Origin of the sequence: Caulobacter endophyticus (assembly GCF_003116815.1) — a bacterium.
GTDB lineage: Bacteria > Pseudomonadota > Alphaproteobacteria > Caulobacterales > Caulobacteraceae > Caulobacter > Caulobacter endophyticus.
Map to the genome: position 1 here is coordinate 1 of NZ_QDKQ01000076.1, position 24,329 is coordinate 24,329.

General features: G+C 69.9%; 26 protein-coding genes. 15 read left to right on the forward strand and 11 right to left on the reverse strand.

Translation table 11 applies throughout. The annotated features are described in order from the left end of the window. The first annotated feature begins 397 nt into the window (after nt 1-397). Complete coding sequence (locus DDF67_RS23130) at nt 398-1,291, forward strand: DMT family transporter (protein WP_109455116.1); 894 nt, start codon at nt 398-400, stop codon at nt 1,289-1,291. Here DDF67_RS23130 and DDF67_RS23135 read toward each other — a convergent pair. Next, entirely contained in the window at nt 1,288-1,743 is a 456-nt protein-coding gene (locus tag DDF67_RS23135; RefSeq protein WP_109455117.1) for a hypothetical protein, read from the reverse strand. The two genes, DDF67_RS23130 and DDF67_RS23135, sit on opposite strands and share 4 nt — an antisense overlap. Nucleotides 1,744-1,840: 97 nt before the next feature. On the opposite strand from DDF67_RS23135, the gene DDF67_RS23140 reads away from it, so the two are divergent. Beyond that, nucleotides 1,841-2,356, forward strand: coding sequence for a surface-adhesin E family protein (locus DDF67_RS23140; RefSeq protein ID WP_233247743.1), 516 nt, complete (start codon nt 1,841-1,843; stop codon nt 2,354-2,356). Here DDF67_RS23140 and DDF67_RS23145 read toward each other — a convergent pair. After that, complete coding sequence (locus tag DDF67_RS23145; RefSeq protein WP_233247744.1) at nt 2,353-4,164, reverse strand: DUF885 domain-containing protein; 1,812 nt, start codon at nt 4,162-4,164, stop codon at nt 2,353-2,355. The two genes, DDF67_RS23140 and DDF67_RS23145, sit on opposite strands and share 4 nt — an antisense overlap. A 130-nt stretch (nt 4,165-4,294) precedes the next feature. Here DDF67_RS23145 and DDF67_RS23150 point away from each other — a divergent pair, with 130 nt between their 5' ends. Next, on the forward strand, nt 4,295-5,275 hold the full coding sequence (locus DDF67_RS23150; protein ID WP_109455118.1) for a TraB/GumN family protein: 981 nt from the start codon (nt 4,295-4,297) through the stop codon (nt 5,273-5,275). Between the two features lie 159 nt (nt 5,276-5,434). Here DDF67_RS23150 and DDF67_RS23155 read toward each other — a convergent pair whose 3' ends face one another. Next, nucleotides 5,435-6,235 carry a MipA/OmpV family protein gene (locus tag DDF67_RS23155; RefSeq protein ID WP_109455119.1) on the reverse strand — a complete coding sequence of 267 codons (801 nt, stop codon included), beginning with the start codon at nt 6,233-6,235 and terminating at the stop codon, nt 5,435-5,437. Between the two features lie 349 nt (nt 6,236-6,584). Here DDF67_RS23155 and ffh point away from each other — a divergent pair, with 349 nt between their 5' ends. From ffh to rimM, 3 genes are all read left to right on the forward strand, one after another. Further along, nucleotides 6,585-8,108 carry a signal recognition particle protein gene (gene ffh / locus DDF67_RS23160; RefSeq protein ID WP_109455120.1) on the forward strand — a complete coding sequence of 508 codons (1,524 nt, stop codon included), beginning with the start codon at nt 6,585-6,587 and terminating at the stop codon, nt 8,106-8,108. A gap of 24 nt (nt 8,109-8,132) precedes the next feature. Next, on the forward strand, nt 8,133-8,612 hold the full coding sequence (gene rpsP / locus DDF67_RS23165; protein WP_109455121.1) for a 30S ribosomal protein S16: 480 nt from the start codon (nt 8,133-8,135) through the stop codon (nt 8,610-8,612). A 195-nt stretch (nt 8,613-8,807) separates the two neighbouring features. Next, nucleotides 8,808-9,359: a ribosome maturation factor RimM gene (gene rimM, locus DDF67_RS23170; RefSeq protein WP_109455122.1), complete on the forward strand. Its 552-nt coding sequence runs from the start codon at nt 8,808-8,810 to the stop codon at nt 9,357-9,359. Between the two features lie 143 nt (nt 9,360-9,502). On the opposite strand, the gene DDF67_RS23175 is transcribed toward rimM, so the two are convergent. Then, a complete protein-coding gene (locus DDF67_RS23175; protein ID WP_109455123.1) occupies nt 9,503-10,858 on the reverse strand; it encodes a glycoside hydrolase family 27 protein in 1,356 nt (451 codons plus the stop codon). Nucleotides 10,859-10,992: 134 nt separating this feature from the next. Here DDF67_RS23175 and thpR point away from each other — a divergent pair, with 134 nt between their 5' ends. The 3 genes from thpR to DDF67_RS23190 all read left to right on the forward strand — a co-directional run bounded on the left by thpR (nt 10,993) and on the right by DDF67_RS23190 (nt 13,479). Continuing rightward, entirely contained in the window at nt 10,993-11,535 is a 543-nt protein-coding gene (thpR, locus tag DDF67_RS23180) for an RNA 2',3'-cyclic phosphodiesterase (RefSeq protein ID WP_109455124.1), read from the forward strand. An 88-nt stretch (nt 11,536-11,623) separates the two neighbouring features. Continuing rightward, nucleotides 11,624-12,088 (forward strand): DUF4126 family protein, encoded by a 465-nt coding sequence (locus DDF67_RS23185; RefSeq protein ID WP_109455125.1) that lies wholly within the window; start codon nt 11,624-11,626, stop codon nt 12,086-12,088. Between the two features lie 2 nt (nt 12,089-12,090). Continuing rightward, on the forward strand, nt 12,091-13,479 hold the full coding sequence (locus DDF67_RS23190; RefSeq protein WP_199229322.1) for an FAD-containing oxidoreductase: 1,389 nt from the start codon (nt 12,091-12,093) through the stop codon (nt 13,477-13,479). Nucleotides 13,480-13,488: 9 nt separating this feature from the next. On the opposite strand, the gene bla is transcribed toward DDF67_RS23190, so the two are convergent. After that, nucleotides 13,489-14,400, reverse strand: a complete 912-nt coding sequence (gene bla, locus DDF67_RS23195) for a subclass B3 metallo-beta-lactamase (protein WP_199229319.1) — start codon at nt 14,398-14,400, stop codon at nt 13,489-13,491. A gap of 79 nt (nt 14,401-14,479) precedes the next feature. Here bla and DDF67_RS23200 point away from each other — a divergent pair, with 79 nt between their 5' ends. Next, complete coding sequence (locus DDF67_RS23200) at nt 14,480-15,370, forward strand: LysR family transcriptional regulator (protein ID WP_332888342.1); 891 nt, start codon at nt 14,480-14,482, stop codon at nt 15,368-15,370. Between the two features lie 33 nt (nt 15,371-15,403). On the opposite strand, the gene DDF67_RS23205 is transcribed toward DDF67_RS23200, so the two are convergent. Further along, on the reverse strand, nt 15,404-16,765 hold the full coding sequence (locus DDF67_RS23205; protein ID WP_109455127.1) for a sensor histidine kinase: 1,362 nt from the start codon (nt 16,763-16,765) through the stop codon (nt 15,404-15,406). Between the two features lie 20 nt (nt 16,766-16,785). Beyond that, a complete protein-coding gene (locus tag DDF67_RS23210; RefSeq protein ID WP_109455128.1) occupies nt 16,786-17,181 on the reverse strand; it encodes a DUF2237 family protein in 396 nt (131 codons plus the stop codon). A gap of 123 nt (nt 17,182-17,304) precedes the next feature. Between DDF67_RS23210 and DDF67_RS23215 the strand changes: the two genes are divergently transcribed. The 3 genes from DDF67_RS23215 to DDF67_RS23225 all read left to right on the forward strand — a co-directional run bounded on the left by DDF67_RS23215 (nt 17,305) and on the right by DDF67_RS23225 (nt 20,005). Beyond that, nucleotides 17,305-18,183 (forward strand): HpcH/HpaI aldolase/citrate lyase family protein, encoded by an 879-nt coding sequence (locus tag DDF67_RS23215; protein ID WP_109455129.1) that lies wholly within the window; start codon nt 17,305-17,307, stop codon nt 18,181-18,183. Between the two features lie 11 nt (nt 18,184-18,194). Continuing rightward, the gene (locus DDF67_RS25655) at nt 18,195-19,253 is read left to right on the forward strand and encodes a hypothetical protein (protein ID WP_158278103.1); all 1,059 of its coding nucleotides are present in this window, start codon (nt 18,195-18,197) and stop codon (nt 19,251-19,253) included. A gap of 62 nt (nt 19,254-19,315) precedes the next feature. Continuing rightward, on the forward strand, nt 19,316-20,005 hold the full coding sequence (locus DDF67_RS23225) for an endonuclease NucS domain-containing protein (protein WP_109455130.1): 690 nt from the start codon (nt 19,316-19,318) through the stop codon (nt 20,003-20,005). Between the two features lie 47 nt (nt 20,006-20,052). Here the strand turns inward: DDF67_RS23225 and DDF67_RS23230 are convergent, their stop codons facing one another. The 3 genes from DDF67_RS23230 to DDF67_RS23240 form a co-directional block, all read right to left on the reverse strand. Next, nucleotides 20,053-21,102 (reverse strand): proline iminopeptidase-family hydrolase, encoded by a 1,050-nt coding sequence (locus DDF67_RS23230; RefSeq protein WP_109455131.1) that lies wholly within the window; start codon nt 21,100-21,102, stop codon nt 20,053-20,055. Between the two features lie 200 nt (nt 21,103-21,302). Further along, entirely contained in the window at nt 21,303-21,647 is a 345-nt protein-coding gene (locus tag DDF67_RS23235) for a DUF5076 domain-containing protein (protein WP_109455132.1), read from the reverse strand. Nucleotides 21,648-21,698: 51 nt separating this feature from the next. Continuing rightward, complete coding sequence (locus DDF67_RS23240) at nt 21,699-22,277, reverse strand: hypothetical protein (protein WP_109455133.1); 579 nt, start codon at nt 22,275-22,277, stop codon at nt 21,699-21,701. A gap of 175 nt (nt 22,278-22,452) precedes the next feature. On the opposite strand from DDF67_RS23240, the gene coaBC reads away from it, so the two are divergent. Next, entirely contained in the window at nt 22,453-23,649 is a 1,197-nt protein-coding gene (gene coaBC, locus DDF67_RS23245; protein WP_158278104.1) for a bifunctional phosphopantothenoylcysteine decarboxylase/phosphopantothenate--cysteine ligase CoaBC, read from the forward strand. Continuing rightward, entirely contained in the window at nt 23,646-24,107 is a 462-nt protein-coding gene (gene dut / locus DDF67_RS23250; RefSeq protein WP_109455135.1) for a dUTP diphosphatase, read from the forward strand. The genes coaBC and dut overlap by 4 nt, the downstream gene beginning before the upstream one ends. 54 nt (nt 24,108-24,161) lie before the next feature. Here the strand turns inward: dut and DDF67_RS26175 are convergent, their stop codons facing one another. Continuing rightward, a complete protein-coding gene (locus tag DDF67_RS26175; RefSeq protein WP_233247745.1) occupies nt 24,162-24,272 on the reverse strand; it encodes a hypothetical protein in 111 nt (36 codons plus the stop codon). Nucleotides 24,273-24,329 lie beyond the last annotated feature (57 nt).

Here is a 24,329-nt window from a genome sequence, read left to right on the forward strand (position 1 = left end):
GGCGGGGGCGGCGGCGCGGCCGGCTGGGCCGAGGCGGCGACGACGCCGGCCGCGAGGGCCGCGCCGGCGGCGAGGGTGAGAGACTTCAGGACGAGGCGCATGGCGATCTCCATCGAGAGGGGCGGAAACGAACTGCGGCCTAGGTTGAAGGCGGTTGTGGCGCGAAAATGTCTGAAGATGTGAACAATGTTACACGAGTGAAGCCTTGCCATGAACGACGATACGAAGCGCTTGCAGATCAAGTGCTTGCGGCCGCACCTCCGGTGGCGCGCTCAGGTCGTCTTTCGAAAATTTCATCTCCGCCCGAGGCTTGCTGACAGCCCCTGACACATCCTTGGGGCATATCGGCGTCGCGCCGCCTCTCGCCAGGCGGCCGCGGATACGTCATGAGGCCTCCATGAAACGCGTCGCCTTCCTCGCCCTGATCCTCGCCGGCACGCTCTGGGGCCTGGGCTTCCCGCTGGGCAAGCTGATCCTGCGCGAGACCGACGCGGCCCACATGGTGCTGCTGCGCTTCATCGTCGCCGCCGTGGTCGCCGCGCCCTTCGCCCTGCGAACCAAGGAGGCCCGCGCGCTCTTCAAGTCGCCGGTGATGCTGGCCTCGGGCGCGCTCTATGGCGTGGCCTTCATGGTGCAGTTCGAGGGCCTGGCCCATGTCAGCGTCACCCTGGCCGCCCTGCTGGTCGGCGCCATGCCGGCCCTGATCGCCGTCTGCGCCAAGGTCATGGGCGAGAAGGTCAGCCGCGCTTCGTGGCTGGGCGTCGGCGCGGCCACGCTCGGCGCGGCGCTGATCGCGGGCAAGCCCGACGGCGCCGGCTCGCTGCTGGGCGTCGTCCTGTCGCTGGGCTCGCTGCTGATCTTCCTGGCCTGGCTGGTGGTGCTGAAACGCGCGCCCAAGCCGCCGACGCCGATGGCCATCCCCGCCGTAACCGTGATCGTCGCCGCCTTCACCGTGCTGCCGATCGCTCTCTTCATGCACGGTCCGCCGAAGCTCGACCTGTCGCCGATCGCATGGACCAGCGTGCTGGGCCTGGGCGTGCTGTCGACCCTGCTGGCCACCGCCGCCTGGCAGTACGGCTCGTCTCGCGTGGGCAGCGCCAGCGCCGGCGTGTTCATTAACATCGAGCCCCTGATGGGCGCCTCGATCGGCGTCCTGCTGTTCGGCGACCACCTGACCCTGGCCCTGGCCATCGGCGGCCTGATGATCATCGCCGGCAGCTTCGTGGTTGTGCTGGGCGAAAAGCATGCCGAGCCGGGCAGCCTGCAGGCGGAACCCGCCCCCGCGCCCTAACGCGGCTCGGATCCCAGCCGCCAAAGATAGAGCTGCCGCGCCGGCGTGCCGACGCGCAACCCCTCCAGTTCCTCGCGTTCGGCCTTGGTCAGCTTGAAGCGGCTATAGCCGCGCTGCGCCAGGCAGGTCTCGACCGCCCCGGTCGCCTGCCGCCGCACCTCGCGCCAGTTGCGGTTCATGTGCAGCTTCTGCTGGTCGGCATAGGCGTATATGGCGTCGAGCCCGCCCGCCGGATCCACGGCCATGTCCATCTCGAACACCACGTCGACCAGCGGCAGCTTCACCGGGGCGGCGGTCTCGACATAGTGCAGGCACTCGGCCGCGTCGGTGCGGTACTTCAGGTAGCTGATCCCCGGCTTGCCCCAGCTTTCCTTGCGGGTCGGGGCGCCCTGCGCCGCGCCGGCCAGGGCGGCGAGCAGCAGGGTCGACAGCGCGGCGGCCTTGATCGTCATCGGCAAAGCCCTCGGCCGGTTGATCGCTCGGATACCCATGTTACCGTGACCAGCAACGAAGAAAAGGGCGCCCCGCGCCCGACATGGGAGGCCGCCGGTGACCCTCGCCGACCTGATGCTCGCCGCGGGACTGTCGCTGGCCGTCCAGGCCGCCCCGCCGCCGCCCGCCCAGACCCCGCCCGCTGCCGCCGTAGACGGCGTCGTCGTCACCCCCGGCGAGAAGGCCAAGGCCATGCCGCGCTGGGCCCAGAAGGTGCGGGGCGACGGCTGGCCGTTCTTCGCCGCCGGCGAGGACGGGGCGGTGCTGATGTTCGCCAAGACCGCCAGGGGCAACGACGGCCTGAAGCCTCTGGGCCAGGTCTGGGTGCGCCACGAATTTCGCCAGCCGCGCACCGAACCAGAGGCGCCGGACGCGCCGCCCTTCCTGTCCGAAAAGCTGCTGGTCGAGGTCGACTGCGCGGTGGGTCGCTTCCGCAACGCCGCGGCCTTCCGCTATCCGGCCAACAACCTGGAAGGCGCCGAAGACGCCTATCGCTTCGAGCAGGACTGGCAGGCCCCGGCCGCCGGGACGCTGGACGCCACGGTGGTCGAGGCCGCCTGCATGACGCCCTAGCCGGCCTTCTGGCCGGCGATCCAGGCGTCGACCTGGGCCTCCAGCACGTCGAGCGGCACGGAGCCGTTCTTCAGCACCGCGTCGTGGAAGCCCCGCAGGTCGAACTTCGGCCCCAGCGCCGTCTCGGCCCGGGTGCGCAGCTCGCGGATCTTCAGTTCGCCCAGCTTGTAGGCCAGGGCCTGGCCGGGCCAGGTGATGTAGCGGTCGACCTCGGCCTCGATGTTGGTCCGCGTCAGGGCGGTGTTGTCGAGCATGAAGGCGATGGCCTGGTCACGGGTCCAGCCCTTCGAATGCACGCCCGTGTCGACCACCAGCCGGCAGGCGCGCCACATCTCGTAGGACAGGCGGCCCATGTCCTTCTCAGGCGTGTCGTAGAGACCCATCTCTATGCCCAGGCGCTCCGAATAGAGCCCCCAGCCCTCGACATAGCCGGTGAAGAAGGCCGCGTTCTTGCGGAACTCCGGCAGGTCCAGCTCCTGCTGCAGGGCGATCTGGTGATGGTGGCCCGGCACCGCCTCGTGCACCGTCAGGGCCGGCATCTCGTAGAGCGGCCGCTGGTCCAGATGCGTGGTGTTGACGAAATAGACCCCGGGAGACCCCGTGCTCGCAAAGCCCGCGTTGTAGTAGGCCGTGGTGTTGCCCTCGGCGATCTCGGCCGGGATCTCGCGCACGGTGTAGGGCAGGCGGGGCAGGGTTGCGAACAGCTTGGGCATCCAGCCGTCGATGGTCTTGGCCAGAAAGGTCGCCTCGCGCATCAGCTCGGCCGGCGTCCTGGCGTAGTACTTCGGATCGGTGCGCAGCTTCTCGATGAAGGCCTTACGATCGGGGGCGAGACCGCTCTTGCGGGCGACCTCGTCCATCTCCGCGCGGATGCGCGCCACTTCCGACAGGCCCAGCTGGTGGATCTCGTCCGGGGTCCTGGCGGTCGTGGTCATCACCCGCACCTGATAGGCGTACCAGGCTTGGCCCTGCGGCAGGGCGGCGGCCGCCACGTCCTTGCGGCACCTGGGCGCGTAGTCCTTCTCGTAGAAGTCCGACAGCGCCTGGTAGGCGGGATTGATCTTGCCGTTGATCGTCGCCTTGGCGCGGGCCTGCATGGCGGCCCAGTCGGCCTCGGCGATGGTCGAGGGCTTCTTGACCTTGAACGGCTTGTAGAAGGCCGAGGCCTCGGGATCCTTGGCGATGGTGGCGGTGATCGTCGCACCGAACGCCTTCATCGGCGCGCAGGGCTGGACGTAGCCCTTGCTCAGGCCATCGCGCACCGTGGCGATCGAGGCGGCGTTGTAGGCGGGATAGAGATCGAGCCGTGTCAGGTAGCTGTCGTAGTCGGCCTTGGTGAAGAACGGCAGCATGTCGGGCAGGGCGGCGAAATACTGGTGCCAGCTGCCGATGCTGGAGAACAGCATGGTGCGCTGGCCAAAGCTGTTGCCCTCGACTTGCTCGCTCAGCATCCGGTGCAGGATCGCCTTGTTGACCCGGTCGGGCTGAGACAGGCCGGCGTCGGGAATGGCGTCCAGGCGCTTGAGAAACGCGGCGGCCTCGGCGGCGCGGCGGTCGGCGAAGGCCAGCGACGGATCGTCCAGCTGGTCGTCATAGGTCCGTACGCCCAGCAGGGTCGCCTGCACCGGCGCGCCCTTCAGCCACCACGCCCAGTGCTCGTCGACCAGGGTCTTCAGCGCCGGCGAAGCGATCCCGGTCGAGGCCGAAGCCGAAGTCGCAGCCGTCGGGACCTTGGCCAGGGCCGGGCCCGCCAGCGTTCCGGCCAGCACGGCGGCCACGCAGGCAGCCCCCATCCACCGCTCGAGCATGTTTCCCCTCCCTGGATCATCGACAGCCCGGCAGCAGACAGCCATGCGTTGGGGACCTGGCGCAAGCCGCGCCCCCGTTTCGCCATCCGCCGACGCGCACTATGTCTGGCCGCAAGCAGGAGGAGGATCCATGGCCGCTTCGAGACCCGCACCCGTCGCGGCTATCGCCGCCCTTGCGGTCGCCTTCGCCGTCCCGGCAGCGGCCCAGACGCCCACGGTCGAGCTGCAGCCGACCGATCCCGGCAGCGCCGTCGTCGAGGAACTGCTGGTCGTCGCCCGTCCGCCGGGTCCGGCCCTGTGGCTGGTCGAGAAGAACGGCGCCAAGCTCTACGTGCTGGGTTCGGCCCCGCCCCTGCCGCACCAGCTGAAGTGGGACAGCCCGCGCCTCAACCGCGCCCTGGACCAGGCCAGTCTGGTGCTCGTTCCGCCGGAAGCCTCGGTCGGGCCGATGCAGATCACCAAGTTCTTCCTCACCGGAGGCGGCGGGGTGCGCCAGGGTTTCGGCAAGAAGCTGGAAGAGCGCCTGCCGCCCGACCTCAAGGACCGCTTCGTCAAGGCCCGCACCCAGGCCCGCCGGACCGCCGTGCCCTACAAGGACTGGAAACCCGCCGTGGCGGGCTTCATCGTGCTGTCCGACTTCCGTCAGGCCGCCGGCCTGTCCGAGGCCAAGCCGGTCAGCACCATCGAGCGCATGGCCAAGGCCAAGGGCGTGAAGGTCAAGGCGATGAGCCAGTATCGGCTGGGTCCGGTGCTCAGCGTGGCCGGCAAGCTGTCTGACGAGGCCAATCTCGCCTGCCTGCGCGACGCCCTGGACGAGGTCGACTACGAGGCCAACCGCTCGCGCACCATCGGCACGGACTGGGCCAATGGCGACATCGCCGCCGTCCGCGCCCGCTACTCTTCCAGCGCCGCCCAGCGCTGCCTGCTGCGCGCGCCAGGCGGGGCGGGCCTGCTCAACGATCAGATCGGCCAGTCGGCCAGGGCGCTGTCGGAGGCGCTCGAGCGCCCCGGCGTCACCATCGCCGTCGTCGACCTGGCCTTCCTGCTGCCCAGCAACGGCGTTCTGGACCGGCTGAAGGCCCAGGGCGCGACGGTGACGTCGCCCAGCTAGGAACTGCTTCCCCTTCCGATGCCTCCCTCGCCCTTGTGGCGAGGGTCCATGCCGGCGGCAGCCCAGACCTGAGTGATCTTGAGCGGCCGAACCATGGGTCCCGGGCACAAGACCCGGGAAGCATGGATAGGCGTGGGAAGGGGTCGGAAGAGAACGCCCCTACCGCCCGATGAACCGCCGCACGACGATCAGGCCGCCGCGGTACTCGTCCTGCTGGCCGTAGCGCTCGATCAGCGGGCTGTCGGCGGCCTCGCCCAGGATACGCTCGTAGTTGGCGAAGGTGCCGATGGCGTACTTGTCTCCGATCGGGGTCATCATCAGGAAGGCCACGCCCACCTGGTTCAGCCCGCCCTTGGGGTCGTATTCGTTCAGGCTCGGCACGGCCGCCACGTCCCTGGCGGTGACGCCGTAGAAGGTGCGGTTGGTGTTCTTGTCGCCGCCGCGAGCATAGACCATCGACTGCAGCAGGCCTACGGGCGTCACGTCCTGGCGCGACACCGAGCCCCAGAAGTCCCAACCGTCGGAAACCCCGGTGACGTCGCGACCGACGCGGCCGCCGACGACGAAGTCCTTCCAGGTGCGCTTGTAGGCGTAGAGCGCCAGGTCCGCGCCGGTGTCGGGGCTCTGGATGCCGCTGTCGGTGTCGTCGGGACCGCCCCAGCGCGGGCGCAGCTGGGCGCCGACGTGCAGGGTCTCGTCGTTGATGACGTTATAGCCCAGGCCGTCCAGGCCGTTGGCGTAGATCTTTCCCTTCCAGTGGGCGCTGCCCCAGAAGGTGAAGTTGGTCTTGTGCGGATCCTTGCCGCCAGGGCTGAAGCCGTAGACGGGACCGCCGCCCACATCGACCTCCCAGGTCGAGGGGGCTTCAATGTCCTTGTAAGGCAGGGCCTGGGCGAGAGCGGCGGCAGGCAGGGCGAAAGCGGCCGTCGCCAGCAAAGCGAGGAGAGGCTTGGTCGACATGGAGTCCTTGCGATCAGACCAGAGAAACGGGACCCCAATCCCTGACCGCATCCCGTCGAACGCGTTCGATGAAGCCCTTAATCCTCCGAACGCGGAAAGGCAAAGGGCTTCGTGCCGGCGCCCGCTCCTCGGCAAGCGGGCGCCGGCCGACTCGAAATCCTTGCATTTTCCACAGGGCTCCCGCATAAGCGCGCACTTCCGGCGCTTTATCAGCAGCGCCTCCACCGTCACGACCCCGCCCCGGTAGCCCGGGACACCATGCGGACGAGGACGGCGAGGACCCCCGTCGACGTGATCGTCCACGGGGGCTGATCGCGTTTGGAACCGTGTTTTTGACCCAGGGTTCGGCATGTTCGACGGCCTTACAGAGCGACTTTCCGGCGTCTTCGACCGCCTCGGCGGTCGCGGCGTGCTGTCCGAAAAGGACATCGACGAGGCCCTGCGCGAAGTCCGCGTCGCCCTGCTGGAAGCCGACGTCGCCCTGCCGGTCGTCAAGGACTTCATCTCCAAGGCCAAGGACAAGGCCGCTGGCGAGTCCGTCATCCGCTCGGTCAAGCCGGCCGACCAGGTGGTCAAGATCGTCTATGACGGCCTGGTCGAGATGCTGGGCGGCGACGTCGCCACCGGCCTGAACCTGGCCCTGAACCCGCCCACCATCATCCTGATGGCCGGCCTGCAGGGCTCGGGCAAGACCACCACCACCGGCAAGCTGGCCCTGCGCCTGTCCAAGACCGAGCGCAAGAAGGTGCTGGTCGCCTCGCTTGACACCCGCCGCCCGGCGGCCATGGAGCAGCTGGCGACCCTCGCCAAGCAGGTCGGCGTCGAGAGCCTGCCGATCGTCGCCGGCCAGAGCGCCCCCGACATCGCCCGCCGCGCCCTGACCGCCGCCAAGCTGAGCGGCTACGACGTCCTGATCCTCGACACCGCCGGCCGCACCACGCTGGACGAGGCGATGATGAGCGAAGCGGCGGAAATCGCCCGCATCGCCAATCCGTCCGAGACCATCCTGGTCGCCGATAGCCTGACCGGCCAGGACGCCGTCCGTACGGCCAAGGCCTTCCACGAGCGCCTGCCGCTGACCGGCCTGATCCTGACCCGCGCCGACGGCGACGGCCGCGGCGGCGCGGCCCTGTCGATGCGCCACGTCACCGGCCTGCCGATCAAGTTCCTCGGCGCCGGGGAAAAGATCGACCAGCTCGACGTCTTCGACGCCCGCCGCGTCGCCGGCCGGATCCTGGGCCAGGGCGACGTCGTGGCCCTGGTCGAGAAGGCCGCCGCCGACCTCGACGCGGCCGAAGCCGAACGCATGGCCCGCAAGCTGGCCAAGGGCAAGTTCGACCTCGACGATCTGTCGGCCCAGCTGAACCAGATGCAGAAGATGGGCGGCATGGAAGGCATCATGGGCCTCCTGCCGGGCGTCCAGAAGGTCAAGAAGCAGATCGCCGAAAGCGGCATCGACGACAGCATCTTCCGCCGCCAGCAGGCGATCATCAGTTCGATGACCAAGGAAGAGCGCAAGAAGCCCGACATCCTGGCCGCCTCGCGCAAGCGCCGCATCGCCGCCGGTTCGGGCGTCGACGTGGCCGAGGTCAATCGCCTGCTCAAGCAGCACCGCCAGATGGCCGACATGTTCAAGTCGATGAGCAAGGACGGCGGCAAGGGCCTGGCTCGCATGGCCGGCATGCTCGGCGGCGGCGACATGGCTCGTCTGAAATCCCTCGGCGGCGGCAAGATGCCCGCCGTCGATCCCAACGCGACGGAAGGCCAAGGCCTTTCGGGGCTGCCCGGTCTGCCGGGCCTCGGGGGCGGGGCCAACCCGCTCTCCGGCCTGGGCGGCCTGCCGCCCGGCTTCAATCCGTTCAAGAAAAAATAGCTTTAGATCCAAGGACTAACGACAATGCTGAAGATCCGTCTCGCCCGTGGCGGCGCCAAGAAGCGTCCGTACTACTCGATCGTCATCGCCGACAGCCACTCGCCGCGCGATGGCCGCTTCATCGAGAAGGTCGGCACCTACAACCCGCTCCTGAAGAAGGATGACCCGGCGCGCGTCACCCTGAAGCTGGAATCGATCCAGGAGTGGCTCAAGAAGGGCGCCCAGCCGAGCGACCGCGTCGCCCGCTTCCTGGCCGCCCAAGGCGTCGGCGCCTGGACCGCCGGCAACAACCCCCAGAAGGCCGAGCCGGGCAAGAAGGCCAAGGAACGCACCGCCGAGCGCGCCCAGCGCGAAGAGGAACGCGCCGCCGCCGAAGCCCAGGCCAAGGAAGACGCCAAGGCCGCCGCTGAAGCCGCCGCCGCGGCTGCCGCCGAAGCCGCCGCTGCTCCGGCTGCTGAAGAAGCTCCGGCCGAAGCCCCCGCCGAAGAAGCCTCGGAAGGCTAATCCCTTCCGGAACTGTGCGTGGTCCTCGTCCGGCGTTCATCCCCGGGGCCGACCTTTGGTCGGCCCCGGGGAACAAGCCCAGGATGAGGACCATGTCGCAGGCCGAAGCAGTAGAAACCCTCACCCTGAGCCTGTCGAAGGGCGAGGGTTTCGCTTCGCCAACGACCCCGGCTTGGTCCGGAAAGCCTCCCGTCGATGCCGATCTCTTCCGATGACCCGATGATCCTGGTCGGCCGCGTGGCCGGCGGCTTCGGCGTGCGCGGCGAGGTGCGGATCTCGACCTATACCGAGGAGCCGATGGCCCTGAAGGGCTTCAAGCGGCTTCTGCGCCAGGACGGTTCGACCGGCCTGTCGATCTCGCAGGCAAGAGCCGTCAAGGACGGCCTGATCTGCCGCTGCGCCGAGATCGCCACCAAGGAAGCCGCCGACGCCCTGCGCGGCCTCAAGCTTTACGTCCCCCGCTCGGCCCTGCCCGAGCCCGACGAGGACGAATTCTACCTCACCGACCTGATCGGCATGGCCGTGCGCCACATCGCCACCGGCGAGGACCTGGGCAAGATCAAGAGCGTCCAGGACTTCGGCGCCGGCGACCTGCTCGAGATCACCCCCCCGCTCGGCGGCCAGACCTGGTACCTGCCCTTCACCCGCGCCGCCGCGCCGGAAGTGAAACTGGCCGAACGCCTGGTGCTCGCGGACCCGCCGAACCTGGTCGGCGAGCCCGAGGGGCCGCAGTCCGACGAGGACTGACCCAAAGATGCTCCCCCGCGGGGGGAGCTGTCGCGGAGCGACTGAGGGGGGCCGTTTTCAGCTTCCGCAACGCTCACCAGTAAGAACTAACTCCTCCCCCCTCCGTCGGCTTTGCCGACACCTCCCCCTTCAGGGGGAGGATCTCAGGCGCTCAACCGCAGCAGCGCCGAGCCATGCGGCGGCAAGGTCCGCTCCACCCGGCCGCCGCCCCGTCCCAGTGTCTCGCCGATCCACAGGTCCCGCGCCGATACGCCGTCCGCGAGGCCAAGCTCCCGCAGGGCGATCCCGACCGTCTTCGGCTTTCCCGTCGTGTTGAACAGCGCCAGATAGCGATCACCGGACTTGCCCTCCGGCCGCGCCGACCAGATCCGCGTCCCGTCCTCGACGAAGTGCGGCTGGTTGCCGGTGCTGGCCTGGTTGACGGCCAGCACCGCACGATTGGTCAGCAGGGCGAGGGTCGGCTCGTCCAGATGGCGCAGGTCGCCGCCCATGATCAGCGGCGAGCGGGCGATCGACCACAGGGTCATCAGGGTCTGCTGCTCGTCGGGGGTGAACCTGCTGTCGCGCTTGCCCAGGGCCAGACGGCCCAGCGGCAGCATGTCGGCGTCGGGCCAGGCGCCCGGGGCGCGGAAGGCGTTCCAGTTCTCCAGCCGCGTGAACTGGGCCTCCAGCATCGACCACTCGTCCCAGAAGTCGTCGGAGATCCGCCACATCTGGGCGAACCTGCGCACATGCCCGGCGCGCGGCACGGGCGTCTCGCCCGGCGACAGGCTGAGGATCATCTGCCGGCCACTGGCCTGGATCGCCCTGTGCGCCGCCTCGATCTCGGCGGCGTGGGCGTCGTAGGGGCGGCTCATGTCGTCCATCTTCACGAAGTCGACGCCCCATTGGGCGAACAGGCGAAAGACGCTGTCGTAATAGGCCTGGGCGCCGGGCTTGCGCATGTCGACGCCGTACATGTCGGGGTTCCAGGAGCAGATGCTCGAAGTGTCGGCGACGTCGGCGGCGCGGACGCTGGTCCCCAGCACAGGCAGGTTCGCCTTCACCGCCGCGCGCGGAACGCCCCGCATCAGGTGCACCCCGAACTTCAGGCCCAGGGCGTGCACCTGGTCGGCCAGCGGCTTGAAGCCCTTGTCGCCGACGCTGGATGGAAAGCGGTTGGGCGCGGGGACGAGGCGGCCATGGCCGTCCATCGCCGGCAGGGGATTGCGATTGTAGTCGTAGCTGGCCGCTTCCGGCTCGTACCACTGGATGTCGACCGTGAAGACGTCGTAGCCGAACGGCAGAAGTTTCGCGGCCATGATCCTGGCCGTCTCCAGCGCCTGGGCCTCGTTGATGGTGGTGGCGAAGCTGTTCCAGCTGTTCCAGCCCATCGGCGGACGCGGGGCCAGCGGCGCCTTGCCGGCCGCGGGCGCGGCCGCGACGCCCGAGACCGCGGCCAGGCCGCCGCCCAGTCCCGCCAGCAGCATCCCGCGCCGATCCATCGAGGGTCCCGTCATCGCCTGCCTCCCGCCCCGTCGGCGTTCGCGCCGATCCTCCTGGGCGGCGCTATTTGTCAGACAAATTGGACGCTCGACAAGTCACGGACGGCGAAGGCTTTGAGCCAGGCCGGCAAGGCGTCTAGGTTGTCGGCATGATCCGTCTATTCACCGCGATCGCCGTCCCCCCGCAGATCGGCGCGCCGCTGCAAGCCCGACAATCCGGCATCGAAGGCGCCCACTGGCGGCCGCTGGACGCCTTCCACGTCACCCTGCGCTTCATCGGCGACGTGCAGGAAACGGTCGCCGCCGATCTCGACGAGGCGCTGGCCGAAATCGAGGCGCCCGCCTTCGATCTGGAACTCAAGGGCGCGGGCCATTTCGGCGAGGGCGCCGATATCCACGCCGTCTGGGCCGGGGTCGAGGACCAACCGCTGCTGCGCCGCCTGCAGAAGGCCAACGAAAGCGCCGCCCGCAAGGCCGAGCTGAAGCCGGAGACCCGCACCTACCTGCCGCACGTCACCCTGGCCTATCTGAAGCGCCCGACCGCGCCCGAGGTCGGCGCCTGGATCCAGCGCCACAACCTGCTGCACTCGCCGCCGTTCCACGTCGACCGCTTCGGCCTCTATTCCAGCTGGCGGACCAAGGAGGGTTCGGTCTACCGGCTGGAGCGGGAGTACCTGCTGAAGGGCGTCTAACCACCGCCGGATCGTCCAAGCCGCGACCACGCACTTGCGGTTTGCTCTCGTCGCGCGCCTGATCGCGGCGACGCTCGGGAGTTCACGCATGACCCTCTACGTCCTCGCCCTGCTGATCGGCGTGACCGCCGGCCTGCGCGCCATGACCGCCCCCGCCGCCGTCGCCTGGGGCGCGCATCTGGGCTGGATCCCCCTGGCCGGAACGCCGCTGGCCTGGCTCGGCGGCAATCTCGCCACCTGGATCTTCACCGCCCTGGCGGCGGTCGAACTGGTCACCGACAAGTTGCCCTTCACCCCCAGCCGCAAGGTTCCGCCGCAGTTCGGCGCTCGGATCGTCGCCAGCGGCTTCTCCGGCGCGGCCATCGGCATGGCCGGCGGTTCGTGGATCGTCGGCGCCGTGCTGGGCGTCGTCGGGGCGGTGATCGGCGCCCTTGGCGGAGCCGAGCTGCGCGCTCGCCTGGCCAGCGCCTTCAAGCGCGACACGCCCGCGGCTCTTATCGAAGACGTGATCGCTCTGGGCGGCGCCTATCTGATCGTCTCGATGGTTTCGTGAGCATGACCTTCGACGCCATCATCATCGGGGCCGGCCAGGCCGGGCCTTCCCTCGCCGGACGCCTCACTGACGCCGGCTGGAAGGTGGCCCTGGTCGAGCGCAAGCTGTTCGGCGGCACCTGCGTCAACACCGGCTGCATGCCGACCAAGACCCTGGTGGCCAGCGCCTATGCCGCCCACCTGGCCCGCCGCGCCGCCGACTACGGCGTCGTGCTGCAGGGCCCCGTCGACGTTGACATGAAGGCGGTCAAGGAGCGCCAGCAGACCGTGGTCCGCAACGCCCGCGGCAACGTGGAGAAGTGGCTCAAGGGCATGGATGGCCTGACCGTTCTCGAAGGCCACGCCCGCCTGACCTCGCCGACCACCGTCGAGGTCGACGGCCAGGTGCTGGAGGCGCCGAAGATCTTCCTCAATGTCGGCGGCCGCGCCAACGTCCCGGACATGCCCGGGATCGGGGACATCCCGTATCTCACCAATGTCGGCATGATGCAGCTGGACACCCTGCCCGAGCACCTGGTCATCGTCGGCGGCAGCTATATCGGGCTGGAATTCGCCCAGATGTACCGGCGCTTCGGCGCCCAGGTGACCGTGGTCGAGATGGGTCCTCGCCTGATCGGCCGCGAAGACCCCGAGGTTTCCGACGCCGTGCGCAAGATCCTGGAAGCCGAGGGGATCGCGGTTCGCCTCAACGCCGAGTGCATCAGCTTCTCGCCCTGCAAGACGGAAGGGGGCGACGAGGGCGTCTGCGTCCACGTCTCCTGCACCGAGGGCGAACCGGCCGTGAAGGCCTCGCACACCCTGCTGGCCGTGGGCCGCAAGCCCAACACCGACGACCTGGGCCTGGAAGCCGCCGGCGTGGCGCTCGACAAGCGCGGCTACGTCACGGTCGACGACAGCCTGCGCACCAACGTCCCGTCGATCTGGGCCATGGGCGACTGCAACGGGCGGGGGGCCTTCACCCACACCGCCTACAACGATTTCGAGATCATCGCCGCCAACCTGCTCGATGACGACCCGAGGAAAGTCACCGACCGCCTGACGGCCTACGCCCTCTACACCGACCCGCCGCTCGGCCGGGTGGGCATGACCGAGACCGAGGTCCGCAGCCAAGGCCGTCCGGCCCTGGTCGGGACCCGCCCGATGACCCGCGTCGGCCGCGCCATCGAGAAGGGCGAGACGAGGGGCTTCATGAAGGTGCTGGTCGACGCCGAGAGCAAGGAGATCCTCGGCGCCGCGATCCTGGGAACCTCGGGTGACGAGGCGATCCACGGCATACTGGACATCATGTACGCCAAGGCGCCCTACACCGTTCTGCAGCGCACCGTGCCGATCCATCCCACGGTGTCGGAGCTGATCCCCACGGTGCTGGGCGAGCTCAAGCCGCTGGACTAGGACCGGCCCTCACTTCAGCCCGGCCCTTTCGTCCGCCAACCGTTTCTCCAGTCGAGCGGCGTAGCGGTCGGCATAGGCGCGGCAGGCGCCAGGGTCGACGAAGGGGTTGGGCTTCTCCCCGCGCCGGACCCGCGACAGCCGCTCGTCGCCGCCCGACTGATCGGGGTGGGCGCTGATCAGCACGTCGCATTTCAGGCCCCGCATGGTCGCGAAGCTTCGGCGGAAACCGGCGACCAGGCTGGCGTTCTTCGGATCGGAGAACCGGTAGCCGTCAGACGACACCGGATTGAGGCTGGAGCCGAACACCACGGCCTTGCAGTCGCGTCGCTCGCACGAGGTCCAGGTCCAGCTCATGCTGCCGGCCGTGTGGCCCGGCGTGGCGCGGGCGGTCACCGCCACGTCGCCCAGCCGGATCACCTCGCCGTCCTTGACCGCCCGCAGCCTGCTAATCGCCGGGAAGGGGACCAGGTCGGCCAGCTGGGGATCATCGCCGCCCGGCCGTCCACGCCGCAGCGCCTCGGCCGCCGGGACGCTGGCGACCACCGTCGCGCCGCTGGCGCGGGCCAGGGCGGCCAAGCCCCCGGCGTGATCGTAGTGCGGTTCGGTGCTGAGGATCAGCTTGATGTCCGAGACCTCGAAGCCCAGCGCCTTGATGTTGGCCTCGATGGCCGGCACGGCCTGGGGCAGGGCGGCGTCGATCAGGATCAGGCCCCGGCTGGTCTTGATGAGACCGACGCTGAGCCCGCCAAAGCCCACAATGTAGCTATTGCCGTAGACCTTGACCGGCGCCTCTGGCTTGAGCCAGCGCGCGGCGTAGTCCGGCTCGATCGGAGCCAGCAGCGGGTCGTGCGCCACGGCCGCTCCCGCTACAAGCAGCATGCTCGCGGCCATGCCCAGACCTGCGATCCGCTTCATCTTCATGCCGCTCTCCCCATTGGTTGGCGCGGCGAACCTGCCGGGCTGGAACGGCGGCGACAAAGCATCATATCTGGACGGAGCCATGAGCCTGGTTCATGGCTTGGGCATGGATCGCGCCCAGCTTCCGCTCAATGCCCTGCGCGCCTTCGAGGCCGCCGCCCGGCACCTGAACTTCACCCGCGCCGCCGCCGAGCTGTGTGTCAGCCAGGGCGCGGTCAGCCATCAGGTCGCCCAGCTGGAGGCCCGCCTGGGCGTCTGCCTGTTTCGCCGCCTGCCGCGCGGCCTGGCCCTGACCGACGAGGGACAGGCCCTGGTTCCGGTGCTGGTCGAGGCCTTCGACCGGATCGGCGCCACGCTCGATCGCTACAGCGACGGGCGCCTGCGCGAGGTGCTGACCCTGGGCGTGGTCGGCTCGTTCGCCGCCGGCTGGTTGCTGCCGCGCCTGGACGCCTTCCGCCACACCTGCCCGCAGGTCGACCTGCGAATGATGACCAACAACAACCGCGTAGACCTGGCCGGGGAGGGTCTGGACCTGGCCATCCGCTTCGGCGACGGGGCCTGGCATGGCGTCCATGCCGAGCCGATCCTGACCGCCCCGCTGACAGCCCTTTGCGCCCCCGCCATCGCCGAGCGCCTGGCCAGCCCCGCCGACCTCGCCCGCGAGACCCTGCTGCGCTCCTATCGGGCTGACGAGTGGCCGCGCTGGTTCGCCGCCGCCGGGGCCGAGCCGCCGCCGCTGCGCGGGCCGATGTTCGACAACTCGGTGCTCATGGTCGCCGCCGCCGTCGCCGGCCAGGGCGTGGCGCTGGCCCCCGCCGCCCTGTTCGGGCCCGATCTGTCGGCCGAACGCCTGGTGCGCCCCTTCGCCGCCGAGGTGGTCACCGGCCGCTACTGGCTGACCCGCTTGCATTCGCGCCCCGACGGCGCGGCCATGGCCGCCTTCCGCGCCTGGCTGCACGGCGCCTTGGCATGAACGTCATCGCCAGGCCGCATGCTGCCGCGTCGTTCAAGCCGCCAGCGGCAGCACCACGCTGAACGCCGAGCCTTCGCCCGGCCGGCTGTCGACGCCCAGCCGGCCGCCGTGGGCCTCGACAATGGCCTTGCTGATCGCCAATCCCAGACCGTTGCCGTGGGCGACCGCCGCCTCGCCCTGCCAGTTGCGCTCGAACACCCGGGCGGCCTGCTCGGGGCTCATGCCCCAGCCGGTGTCGCGCACCTCGACCACCACCGCCTCGCCCTCGATGCGGCTGGACAGCGACACCGTTCCACCCGGTTCGGTGAACTTGATGGCGTTCGACAGCAGGTTGGCCACCACCTGGCCGATGCGGCCGCCGTCGGCGTCGAGCACCGGCTCGGCCGGATCGGGCGCATAGGCGAAGTGCAGGCCCTTGCGGGCGGCCGACAGGGCGAACTGGTCGGCGATGTCGGCCAGCAGGCGGCGCAGGTCGACCGTCTCCCTGGCCAGCACCAGGCCCCCGGCCTCGATCTTGGAATGGTCGAGGATGTTGCGGATCAGCCGCCGCATGGTCTCGGTGGCCAGCAGAATGGCCTCGACGCCCGACCGCACCTTGGGCAGCCCGTCCACGCCCGGCTGGGCCAGCAGGTTCTCGCTGGCGAACAGGATGGTGGTGATCGGATTGTTGAGGTCGTGGGCCACCACCTCGACCGCCTCCTTGCGGGCCAGGGAGATCGCCTTCTCGCGCTCGGCCAGGCGCGCCGTGATCTGGTCGTAGCTCCGCTTCTGCTCGATCAGCCGCAGCAGCAGCCTGCCAAGAAACGCGCAGAACACGAAGGCGCAGATCGAGGCCAGGGTCAGCACGCCGAACACCCCTCGAACCACGTTGTGGTTACGCGCCCGCTCGGCCTGGTAGCGCGCCGCGGCCCGATCGGTGAACTGGTCGATGGCCGCGTCTATGCTGCTGGTCAGGGGACCGGCGTTCTTCTGGAAATAGGCGTTGGCGCCGCTCATCGTGCCGCCGTCGAGACGCTGGGCGACGCCGGCCCGCTGCAGCACCAGCAACCGCCGCTGCAGGGCCGCCACCGCGTCCAGCGCCACGCGCGTCTCGTCGTCGCGGGCCAGGGCCCTGAGGTCGCCGACGATGGCGTCGAACCGACGGTTCGACCGCTCCAGCTCGACCAGCAGGTTCTTCTCGCCGTTGATGACGATCACCGGCACCAGCGAATTCTGCCGCATCTTCTCGCTGCGCAGGTCGTGGGCCAGGATCACGGTGCGGGTGTAGTGGGCCTCCAGCCGGTCCTGGGCGGTCGAGAAACGGGCCAGGAAGAACAGCGACGCGGCCAGCAGCGGCAGGAAGGCCAGGGCGATCAGCCCCACCAGCACCAGCAGCCTGCGTTCGTAACCGACCATGGGGAACCTTCCGGCGGCCCCTAGACCGCCGCGTGGTCCTTCAGCACACCCAGCGTGACGATGGCCAGGGTCTCCTCGTGGGTGGCCTCCAGGATCACCTGCGGGGCCATGCCGGCGTCCAGCGCCTCGCGCCAGCGACCCGCGCACAGGCACCAGCGATCGCCGGGCTTCAGCCCCCGGAAGGCGAACTCCGGGCGTGGCGTCGACAGGTCGTTGCCGGTGGCCTTGGAGAAGGCCAGGAACTCCTCGGTCATCACCGCACAGACGGTGTGCAGGCCCAGATCGTGCGGCCCGGTCTCGCAGCAGCCGTTGCGGTAGAAGCCCGTCACCGGATCCAGCGAGCAGGGGACCAGCTCTTCGCCCAGCACGTTGCGGGCCGTCTCGTCGTAGCGCGTGGGGGCCGGTTGCGTGGTCATGGCGGCAGCTTAACCCCGTTTGCGCCTTTCCCGCCATGGCTTCGCCTGTCGCGATATCTCCGCTTCCCGGCCCTCGCGGCAGGTGCTTTACACTCGCGGCGTCCCTGCCAGGATGATCCCGCCATGACCGACCTCGCCCGGCCGCGCCGCAGCGCCCTCTACATGCCCGCCTCCAACGCCAAGGCCGTGGAGAAGGCCCGAACGCTCGACGCCGACGTGATCATCCTCGACCTGGAGGACGCGGTGGCGCCGGAGATGAAGATCGCCGCCCGCGAGGCCGCCGTTACGGCGGTGAAGGCCGGCGGCTTTGGCCCTCGCGAGATCGTCATCCGCACCAATGGCCTCGACACCCCCTGGGGCGCCGACGACCTGAAGGCCGCCGCCGAGGCCGGTCCCGACGCGGTGCTGGTCCCGAAGGTCAACGACGCCGCCGACGTCCACGCCTATGACGCGGCCCTGCACGCCGCCCCCATCCACACCCGGCTGTGGACGATGATCGAGACCGCCAGGGCCGCCTTTCACCTGTGGGAGATCGGCGAGGCGGCCAGGACGACCCGACTTTCGGCCTGGGTGATGGGCGTCAACGACCTGGCCAAGGAGATGCGGGCGCGGCAAACCCCGGACCGGGAGGCCTTCCTGCCGATCCTGTCGCTGGCGGTCGCCGCCGCCCGCGGCCATGGCTTGGCGATCCTCGACGGGGTGCACAACGACATCGAGGACCTCCTGGCCCTGGAAGCCGTCTGCGGCCAGGCCGTGGACTTCGGCTTCGACGGCAAGACCCTGATCCATCCCAAGCATCTGGAAATCTGCAATCGGGTGTTCTCGCCCTCGGACGACGAGATCGCCTGGGGCCGGGCGGTGATCGCCGCATTCGCCGCGCCCGAGAACGCCGGCAAGGGCGCGCTGCGCGTCGAGGGCAAGATGGCCGAACGACTGCACCTTGTTCAGGCCGAGCGGCTGGTCGCCGTTTCCGAGGCCATCGCCGCGAAGACGGCGGGCTGATAAGGACCCCCATGCGTCGTCTTCCCGCCGTCCTTCTGTCCGCCTTGCTGTCGTTTCCGGCCGCCGCCATCGCCCAGGCTCCGGCTTCTGAGGTGGTAGCGACCAATCCTTCCGCGCCGGTCCAGCCCGCGCCCCAGCCGAATCCCGACGCGCCGATTCCGCTGGTGGCCGCGCCGTCGGCGGCAGGCCCGTCGACGATCACCACCCCGCCCGCTCCCCCGGTCACGACCGATCCCCTAGCCGACCTGATCGCCGCCAGCGGGCCGCAGACCACCGACGAGGAGGACGAGGCCCCGGCCGCGCCTGCCCCGCGTCACAAGCCGACCGTCCTGCCGATCCCGGCTCCCGAACCCTCGGCCACAGCCACGGCGGGCGGCGCGATGAGCGTCGAACAGGCCTACGAGCTGCGCGTGAAGGGCTCGATCGCCGCCGCGCAAGGGCTGCAGGGACCGCTCGACGGGGGCTGGGTGCTGCGCGGCGCCGACGGCGCGGCCCTCTATTCGCTGCAGATCGCCGACCCGGCCGGCGGCTACGGCCCGGTCGAGGGCGCCTGGCGCGACCTGCGCCGCACCGGCGCGGTCGGCTCCACCGGCCTGATCGACAGCATCGAGCGCACCTATGACGGCGGCGCGGCCGTGCGGTTCATGACCCGCCCCGGCGCCGGCTCGACCCTGGCGTTGAGCGCCGGTCCTGACGGCGCCTGGAGCGGCCGCCTGACCGAGGACGGCGCGGCCCCGACCCCCGTGTCCGTCGAGCGCACCGGCGCCCCGGTCCTTCCGGCCGGCTACGCCGTCGCCACGCGCGGCCCGGTGATCTGGCCGCCCCGCGTCGCCCCCGCCGCGACCCGCACGGCCCCGGCCGCTCCCGCCCGCGCCGCGCCATGCCCGACCCGCGGCAAGACCGGCAAGGCCTTGAAAGCCGCCAAGGCAAAGTGCGCTGCGGCCGCGAGGAAGGGCGGCGGCAAAGGCAAGGCCACCGCCCGTTCGGGCAAGGCCGGCAAGGGCAAGGCGGTCAAGCCGGGCAGCCGCAAGAAGACCGCCTCGGCCGGGGCGCGGAAGAAGCGACGTTAAATCTGAAGTTGAATCTACATGTGATACAGCACAGCTTCGCCGTTCCGAATGGGGGCGAATTCATGTATCGCGTTTCTGAATTCAAAGACTATTTTCTCAATACGGTCGGCGGCAAACGCAACAGCTACAACACCTACAATTCCTACCTGTCGCGTATCGATGTAGCGATTGGCGGTCTTGACGAAGCCATTGCCCGTGATGGCCTGGACGCGGTCATAAATTGGGGCCAGACCACGGCGGCCGGGCCGTTCCTGACCTATCCCAGCCACGCTCGATCGGTTCTGAAGCGGTATCTCCAGTTCGCCGTCGAGGTTCGCACGCCGCCGGACGAGACGCAGACAGAGCTCGACGACCCGATCGCCGAGGCGGAGATGGCCGAAGGGGTCGTCTTCAAACTGGAGCGTGAGATGCAGGCCGCAGTCCGCAAGCAGCTCAACGCGCTTGAGCAGGGCCTGGTCGAGGCTGACGGCGGCCAGGAAATCACCGTCGCCACCGGGCGCATCGATATCCTGGCCAAGGATCGAGACGGCAAGCTTGTCGTGATCGAACTCAAGGCCGGCGCGTGTCCGCCGGGCGCTCTCGAGCAGACCCTGGGCTATGCCGAAGCCCTGAGCGAGGAGCGCGGCGAACCCGTCAGGGCCTATCTGATCGCCGCGGAGTTCTCGGATCGTATCCGGGCGGCGGCAAAGCGCGTCACCGGGCTTCAACTGCGGTCATACGAATTCTCGCTACGGTTCGCAGCGCTTCCCTAGCGGCCAGCCCCCTCTGCCCGCGACGACGCCAGGCGCCTTCGGGAAAGTCACGCTCGCCGATCTTGTCGCCGCAGCCACTGGCGCAGCACGGCCACGGTTTCTTCCGGGCGATCGGTGAAGGTGGCGTGACCGGCGCCGGGCACCACCGCCAGTTCCGAACCCCTGGCGCGGCGCGAAAAGCCGATGGCGGTGGCCGGCCGGGACTCGTCGTACTGGCCGACCATGAACAGGGTGCGCGGCCCGTCCAGCCGGTCGAGCAGCGGCTCTCCGTCATAGGCTTTCAGCGTGCCGGTGGCCGAAAACTCGGTTGCGCCCCACATGGTCTTGTAGAGCACCGGGTTGAAACCCCGATCGCCGGCCGGCCGATAGGCGCGGTGGGCCGGCGAGGGCGGCTCGCGGGTCAGGAAGGCCGCATAGAAGGCGTTCGTCGCCGCATCGCAGGCCGCCGAAAGCGCCTTGTCGGACGGCGACGGCGCGGACGCCTCGCAGCGGATCAGTTGATCCTGCACCGCCGGCGGCAGGTCGCCACGCAGCAGGTTGGCGTCGGCGATCCAGCTGCGGGTCGAAACCAGCGGGCTGGCCAGCATCAGGCTGGCCAGGGCCGGCGAGCGCCGCGCCCCATACTCCAGGGCGACCGTACCGCCCCAGCTGTGGCCCAGAACGTGCCAGCGCGGGATCTTCAGCCCCTCGCGCACGGCCTCCAGTTCGTCGACGAAGCGGCCGACGGTCCAGTTGGCCGGATTCATCGGATGATCGGACAGGCCGCTGTCGAGCTGGTCGTAGAGGATCACCGCCCGCTCGTCCGACAAGGCCAGGGCGTCGAGGAACCCCGAATGCGTTCCGCCCGGCCCGCCATGAACCATGACGATCGGCGGCGGTCCCACGCCGGCGACAGCGGCGTCGAGATCGCCGTTGACCCGCGCATACACCCTGCCGCCCGGAACCGGCAGCCGCACCTCGCGGTCGGGCTCGGGAAAACTAGCCGGCCTGAACGTCGCCGGCCCGGCCTGGACCGCGCGGCCCGCCCCGGAGGCCAAGGCCGTCGCCCCGGCGGCGGCGAACAGGCCCAGCATTCGTCGTCGATCGATCAACCGCATCGCCCCGACCTTCTTCCCTCCACGACCTTCGCAACCCTTGCAGACCCGCGCCGTGTCAGGCGTCCGGATGCGCCGGAGCCCCGCTCCAGCCGCATCCGGCCATCCGACCGCCGGCACGATCGAACCTTCGCCCTCAGTCGCGGGTCGGAACCGCGACTGTGACACGGCGCACGCGAGCCCGCGACGCCGCCTCCGCCCGGTCAGTGCGCCTTGGGGTGAGCGAGATCCTGATCGTCCTCGCGGGTCCGCACCAGACCCCCTTCGACGGGCGAACTGGGCGTCGCCAACTCGTCGCGTATCGCCTCAAGCAACACGTCGACCACCTCGACCGGATCGCGGCGGTAGTAGTCCGACAGGCCGCGTCCCAGATGGCGCAGCAGGTCGGCCAGCATCATGCCCCAGGCGCGGGCCTCGTCGATCGGAGTCTCGTCATAGGCCCCGATGCGCAGGGCGCAGTGCAGCCCATGCTCGGCCACCCAGATCCGCGCCAGCTCCATGGCCGCCGGATCGCGCTCGGCCGCGTCCGGGATCGGCTGTTCCTTCATGCCCTCGCCCCCCAAGTTCCCCAGCCAGACCGCCGTCGGTTCAGGCCCCCGTCAGTCGGCGCCGGCCTGCCCACGCCGCTCCGACGCGGCCGAGCGGCGGCTCTGTCCGTCCTTCTGGCGGCGCCAGTAATCGGCGCCGTCGTCGGGCTTGAACATGGTGCGCGGGGCGCCGGCCCGGGTGACCACCGCGAAGACGTTTCCGGCCGGGTCGTAGATCAGGGTGTCGCCGTTCGACCGCGTCAGGGTCTGGACTCCGGCCGGCGGCCTGGCGACGAAGGCGTGGGTCTTGCGCACATAGTCGTCGACGTCGCGGGCCCCGAACGCCTCGCCGAACCGTTCGAAGCCGCGCTGGGCGTTCTCCTCGGCGCTGCGGGTGCGGTTGGCGGCCCACATCGGCCGGCCGGCGATCAGCCGCACCGGGGCATCGCGCGGATCGGCCGCCTGCCGCGCCGCCGCCGAGGCTTCCGCCACCTCGGCTGCCGCCGGCGCCCCGCCTCCTCTGCTGCTGGTTCCCTCGGCCGAGGCGACCTCGCCGCCCTTTGGCGCCTTCACTGCCGAGCCGCCGCCGTCGCAACCCGCCAGCAACAAGGCCGGCAGGGCCAGAATTCCGAAACGCCACGCTCCCGTCATGATCGCTATATCCCGCTATTTACCACTTTAACGATTAGTGAACGAAAAAAGAACGAGAGTCGAGTCCCAGCGTTAAGCTTTGACGGCTTCAACGCGCGCGCCGATTGCCTGTCGGCGCAAGGCGCTCTATGCGCGGAGGGGAACGGGCGGACGAAAGGCCTTCAAGGTGAGCGACATCCCGGGCGGCAAGCGCGTGCTCCTGATCGTCGGCGGCGGCGTCGCGGCCTACAAGGCTCTGGAGCTGACCCGCCTGCTGCGCAAGGCCGGCATCGGCGTCCGGCCGATCCTGACCAAGGCCGGCGCGGAGTTCGTCACCCCGCTGTCGCTGGCGGCGCTCTCCGAGGACAAGGTCTATGACGACCTGTTCTCGCTGACCGACGAGGCCGAGATGGGCCACATCCAGCTGTCGCGCTCGGCCGACCTGGTGGTGGTCGCTCCCGCCACCGCCGACCTGATCGCCAAGGCGGCGAACGGCCTGGCCGGAGACCTGGCCTCGACCACCCTCTTGGCCACCGACAAGCCGGTGCTGATGGCCCCGGCCATGAACGTGCGCATGTGGCTGCACCCGGCCGTGCAGCGCAACGTCGCGACCCTGAAGGCGGACGGCGTGACCTTCGTCGGTCCTGACGAGGGGGCCATGGCCTGCGGCGAGTTCGGCCCCGGGCGCCTGGCCGAACCGCCCGAGATCTCCGAAGCCATCGTGAAGATGCTGCGGGGTCCCGCCGCGCAGCCCCTGGCCGGCAAGCACGCCCTGGTCACCGCCGGCCCGACGTTCGAAGCCATCGACCCCGTGCGCGGCGTCACCAACCGCTCCAGCGGCCGCCAGGGCTACGCGATAGCCGAGGCGCTGGCCCGCCTGGGGGCGCGCGTCACCCTGGTCAGCGGCCCCGTGGCCCTGCCCACCCCGCCGGGCGTCACCCGTGTCGACGTCGAGAGCGCCCGCCAGATGCTGGCCGCTTGCGAGGCCGCCTTGCCGGCCGATGTCGGGGTGTTCGTGGCCGCCGTCGCCGACTGGCGGGTGGACGAGGTGTTCGGCTCCAAGCTGAAGAAGGACAAGGGCGGCCCGCCGGCCCTGACCTTCGTCGAGAACCCCGACATCCTGGCGACCCTGGCCGCCACCGGTCCGGATCGCCCGAAGCTCGTGGTCGGCTTCGCGGCCGAGACCGACGACGTCGAGGCCCATGCTCGCGCCAAGCTGGCGCGCAAGGGCTGCGACTGGATCATCGCCAACGATGTTACCGAGCCGGGCGTCATGGGCGGAACTGAGAACGCGGTCCTGCTGATCGCCAAGGACCACACAGAACGCTGGGAGCGCGCGTCCAAGGACGCCGTCGCCCAGGCCATCGCCCAACGCATCGCGGAAGCCCTATGACCACCACGCCCCATATCCCCGTCGTCCAGCTCGCCCACGCCCACGGCCTGCCGCTGCCCGCCTATGAGACCGTCGGCGCCGCCGGCATGGACCTGCGCGCCGCCGTCGAGGAAGATGCGCCCCTGACCCTGAAGCCGGGCGCCCGCTTCATGGTGCCGACCGGCCTGGCCTTCGCCGTGCCGCAGGGTTTCGAGGCCCAGGTGCGGCCGCGTTCGGGCCTGGCGGCCAAGGCGGGGATCACCTGCCTGAACTCGCCCGGCACCATCGACAGCGACTATCGCGGCGAAGTGAAGGTGATCCTGGCCAATCTGAGCGAAGAGGACTTCGTCATCCGTCGCGGCGACCGCATCGCCCAGCTGGTGATCGCGCCGGTCGTGCAGGCGGCCTGGAATCTGGTTGCGGCCTTGGACGACACCGACCGCGGCGCCGGCGGCTTCGGCTCGACCGGCGGCCGGTAAGGGTCTTGCCGCCCCGTTCTTCCCGCCGCCATGGCGGGAAGGATGGGGCGGACCTTAGCGCGCGCCCAGACCCACGAGCAGATAGCCGCCGAAGCCGGCCGTAAAGGCCGCGGCGGCCAGCCACAGCATGGGACGGATCAGGGGCAGCGGACGAGGGGCTTCCATCGGGGCGTCCTTGCTCGGCCGAAAGCTCGGCCATGCTTGCAATACGCGCGGCCCCGC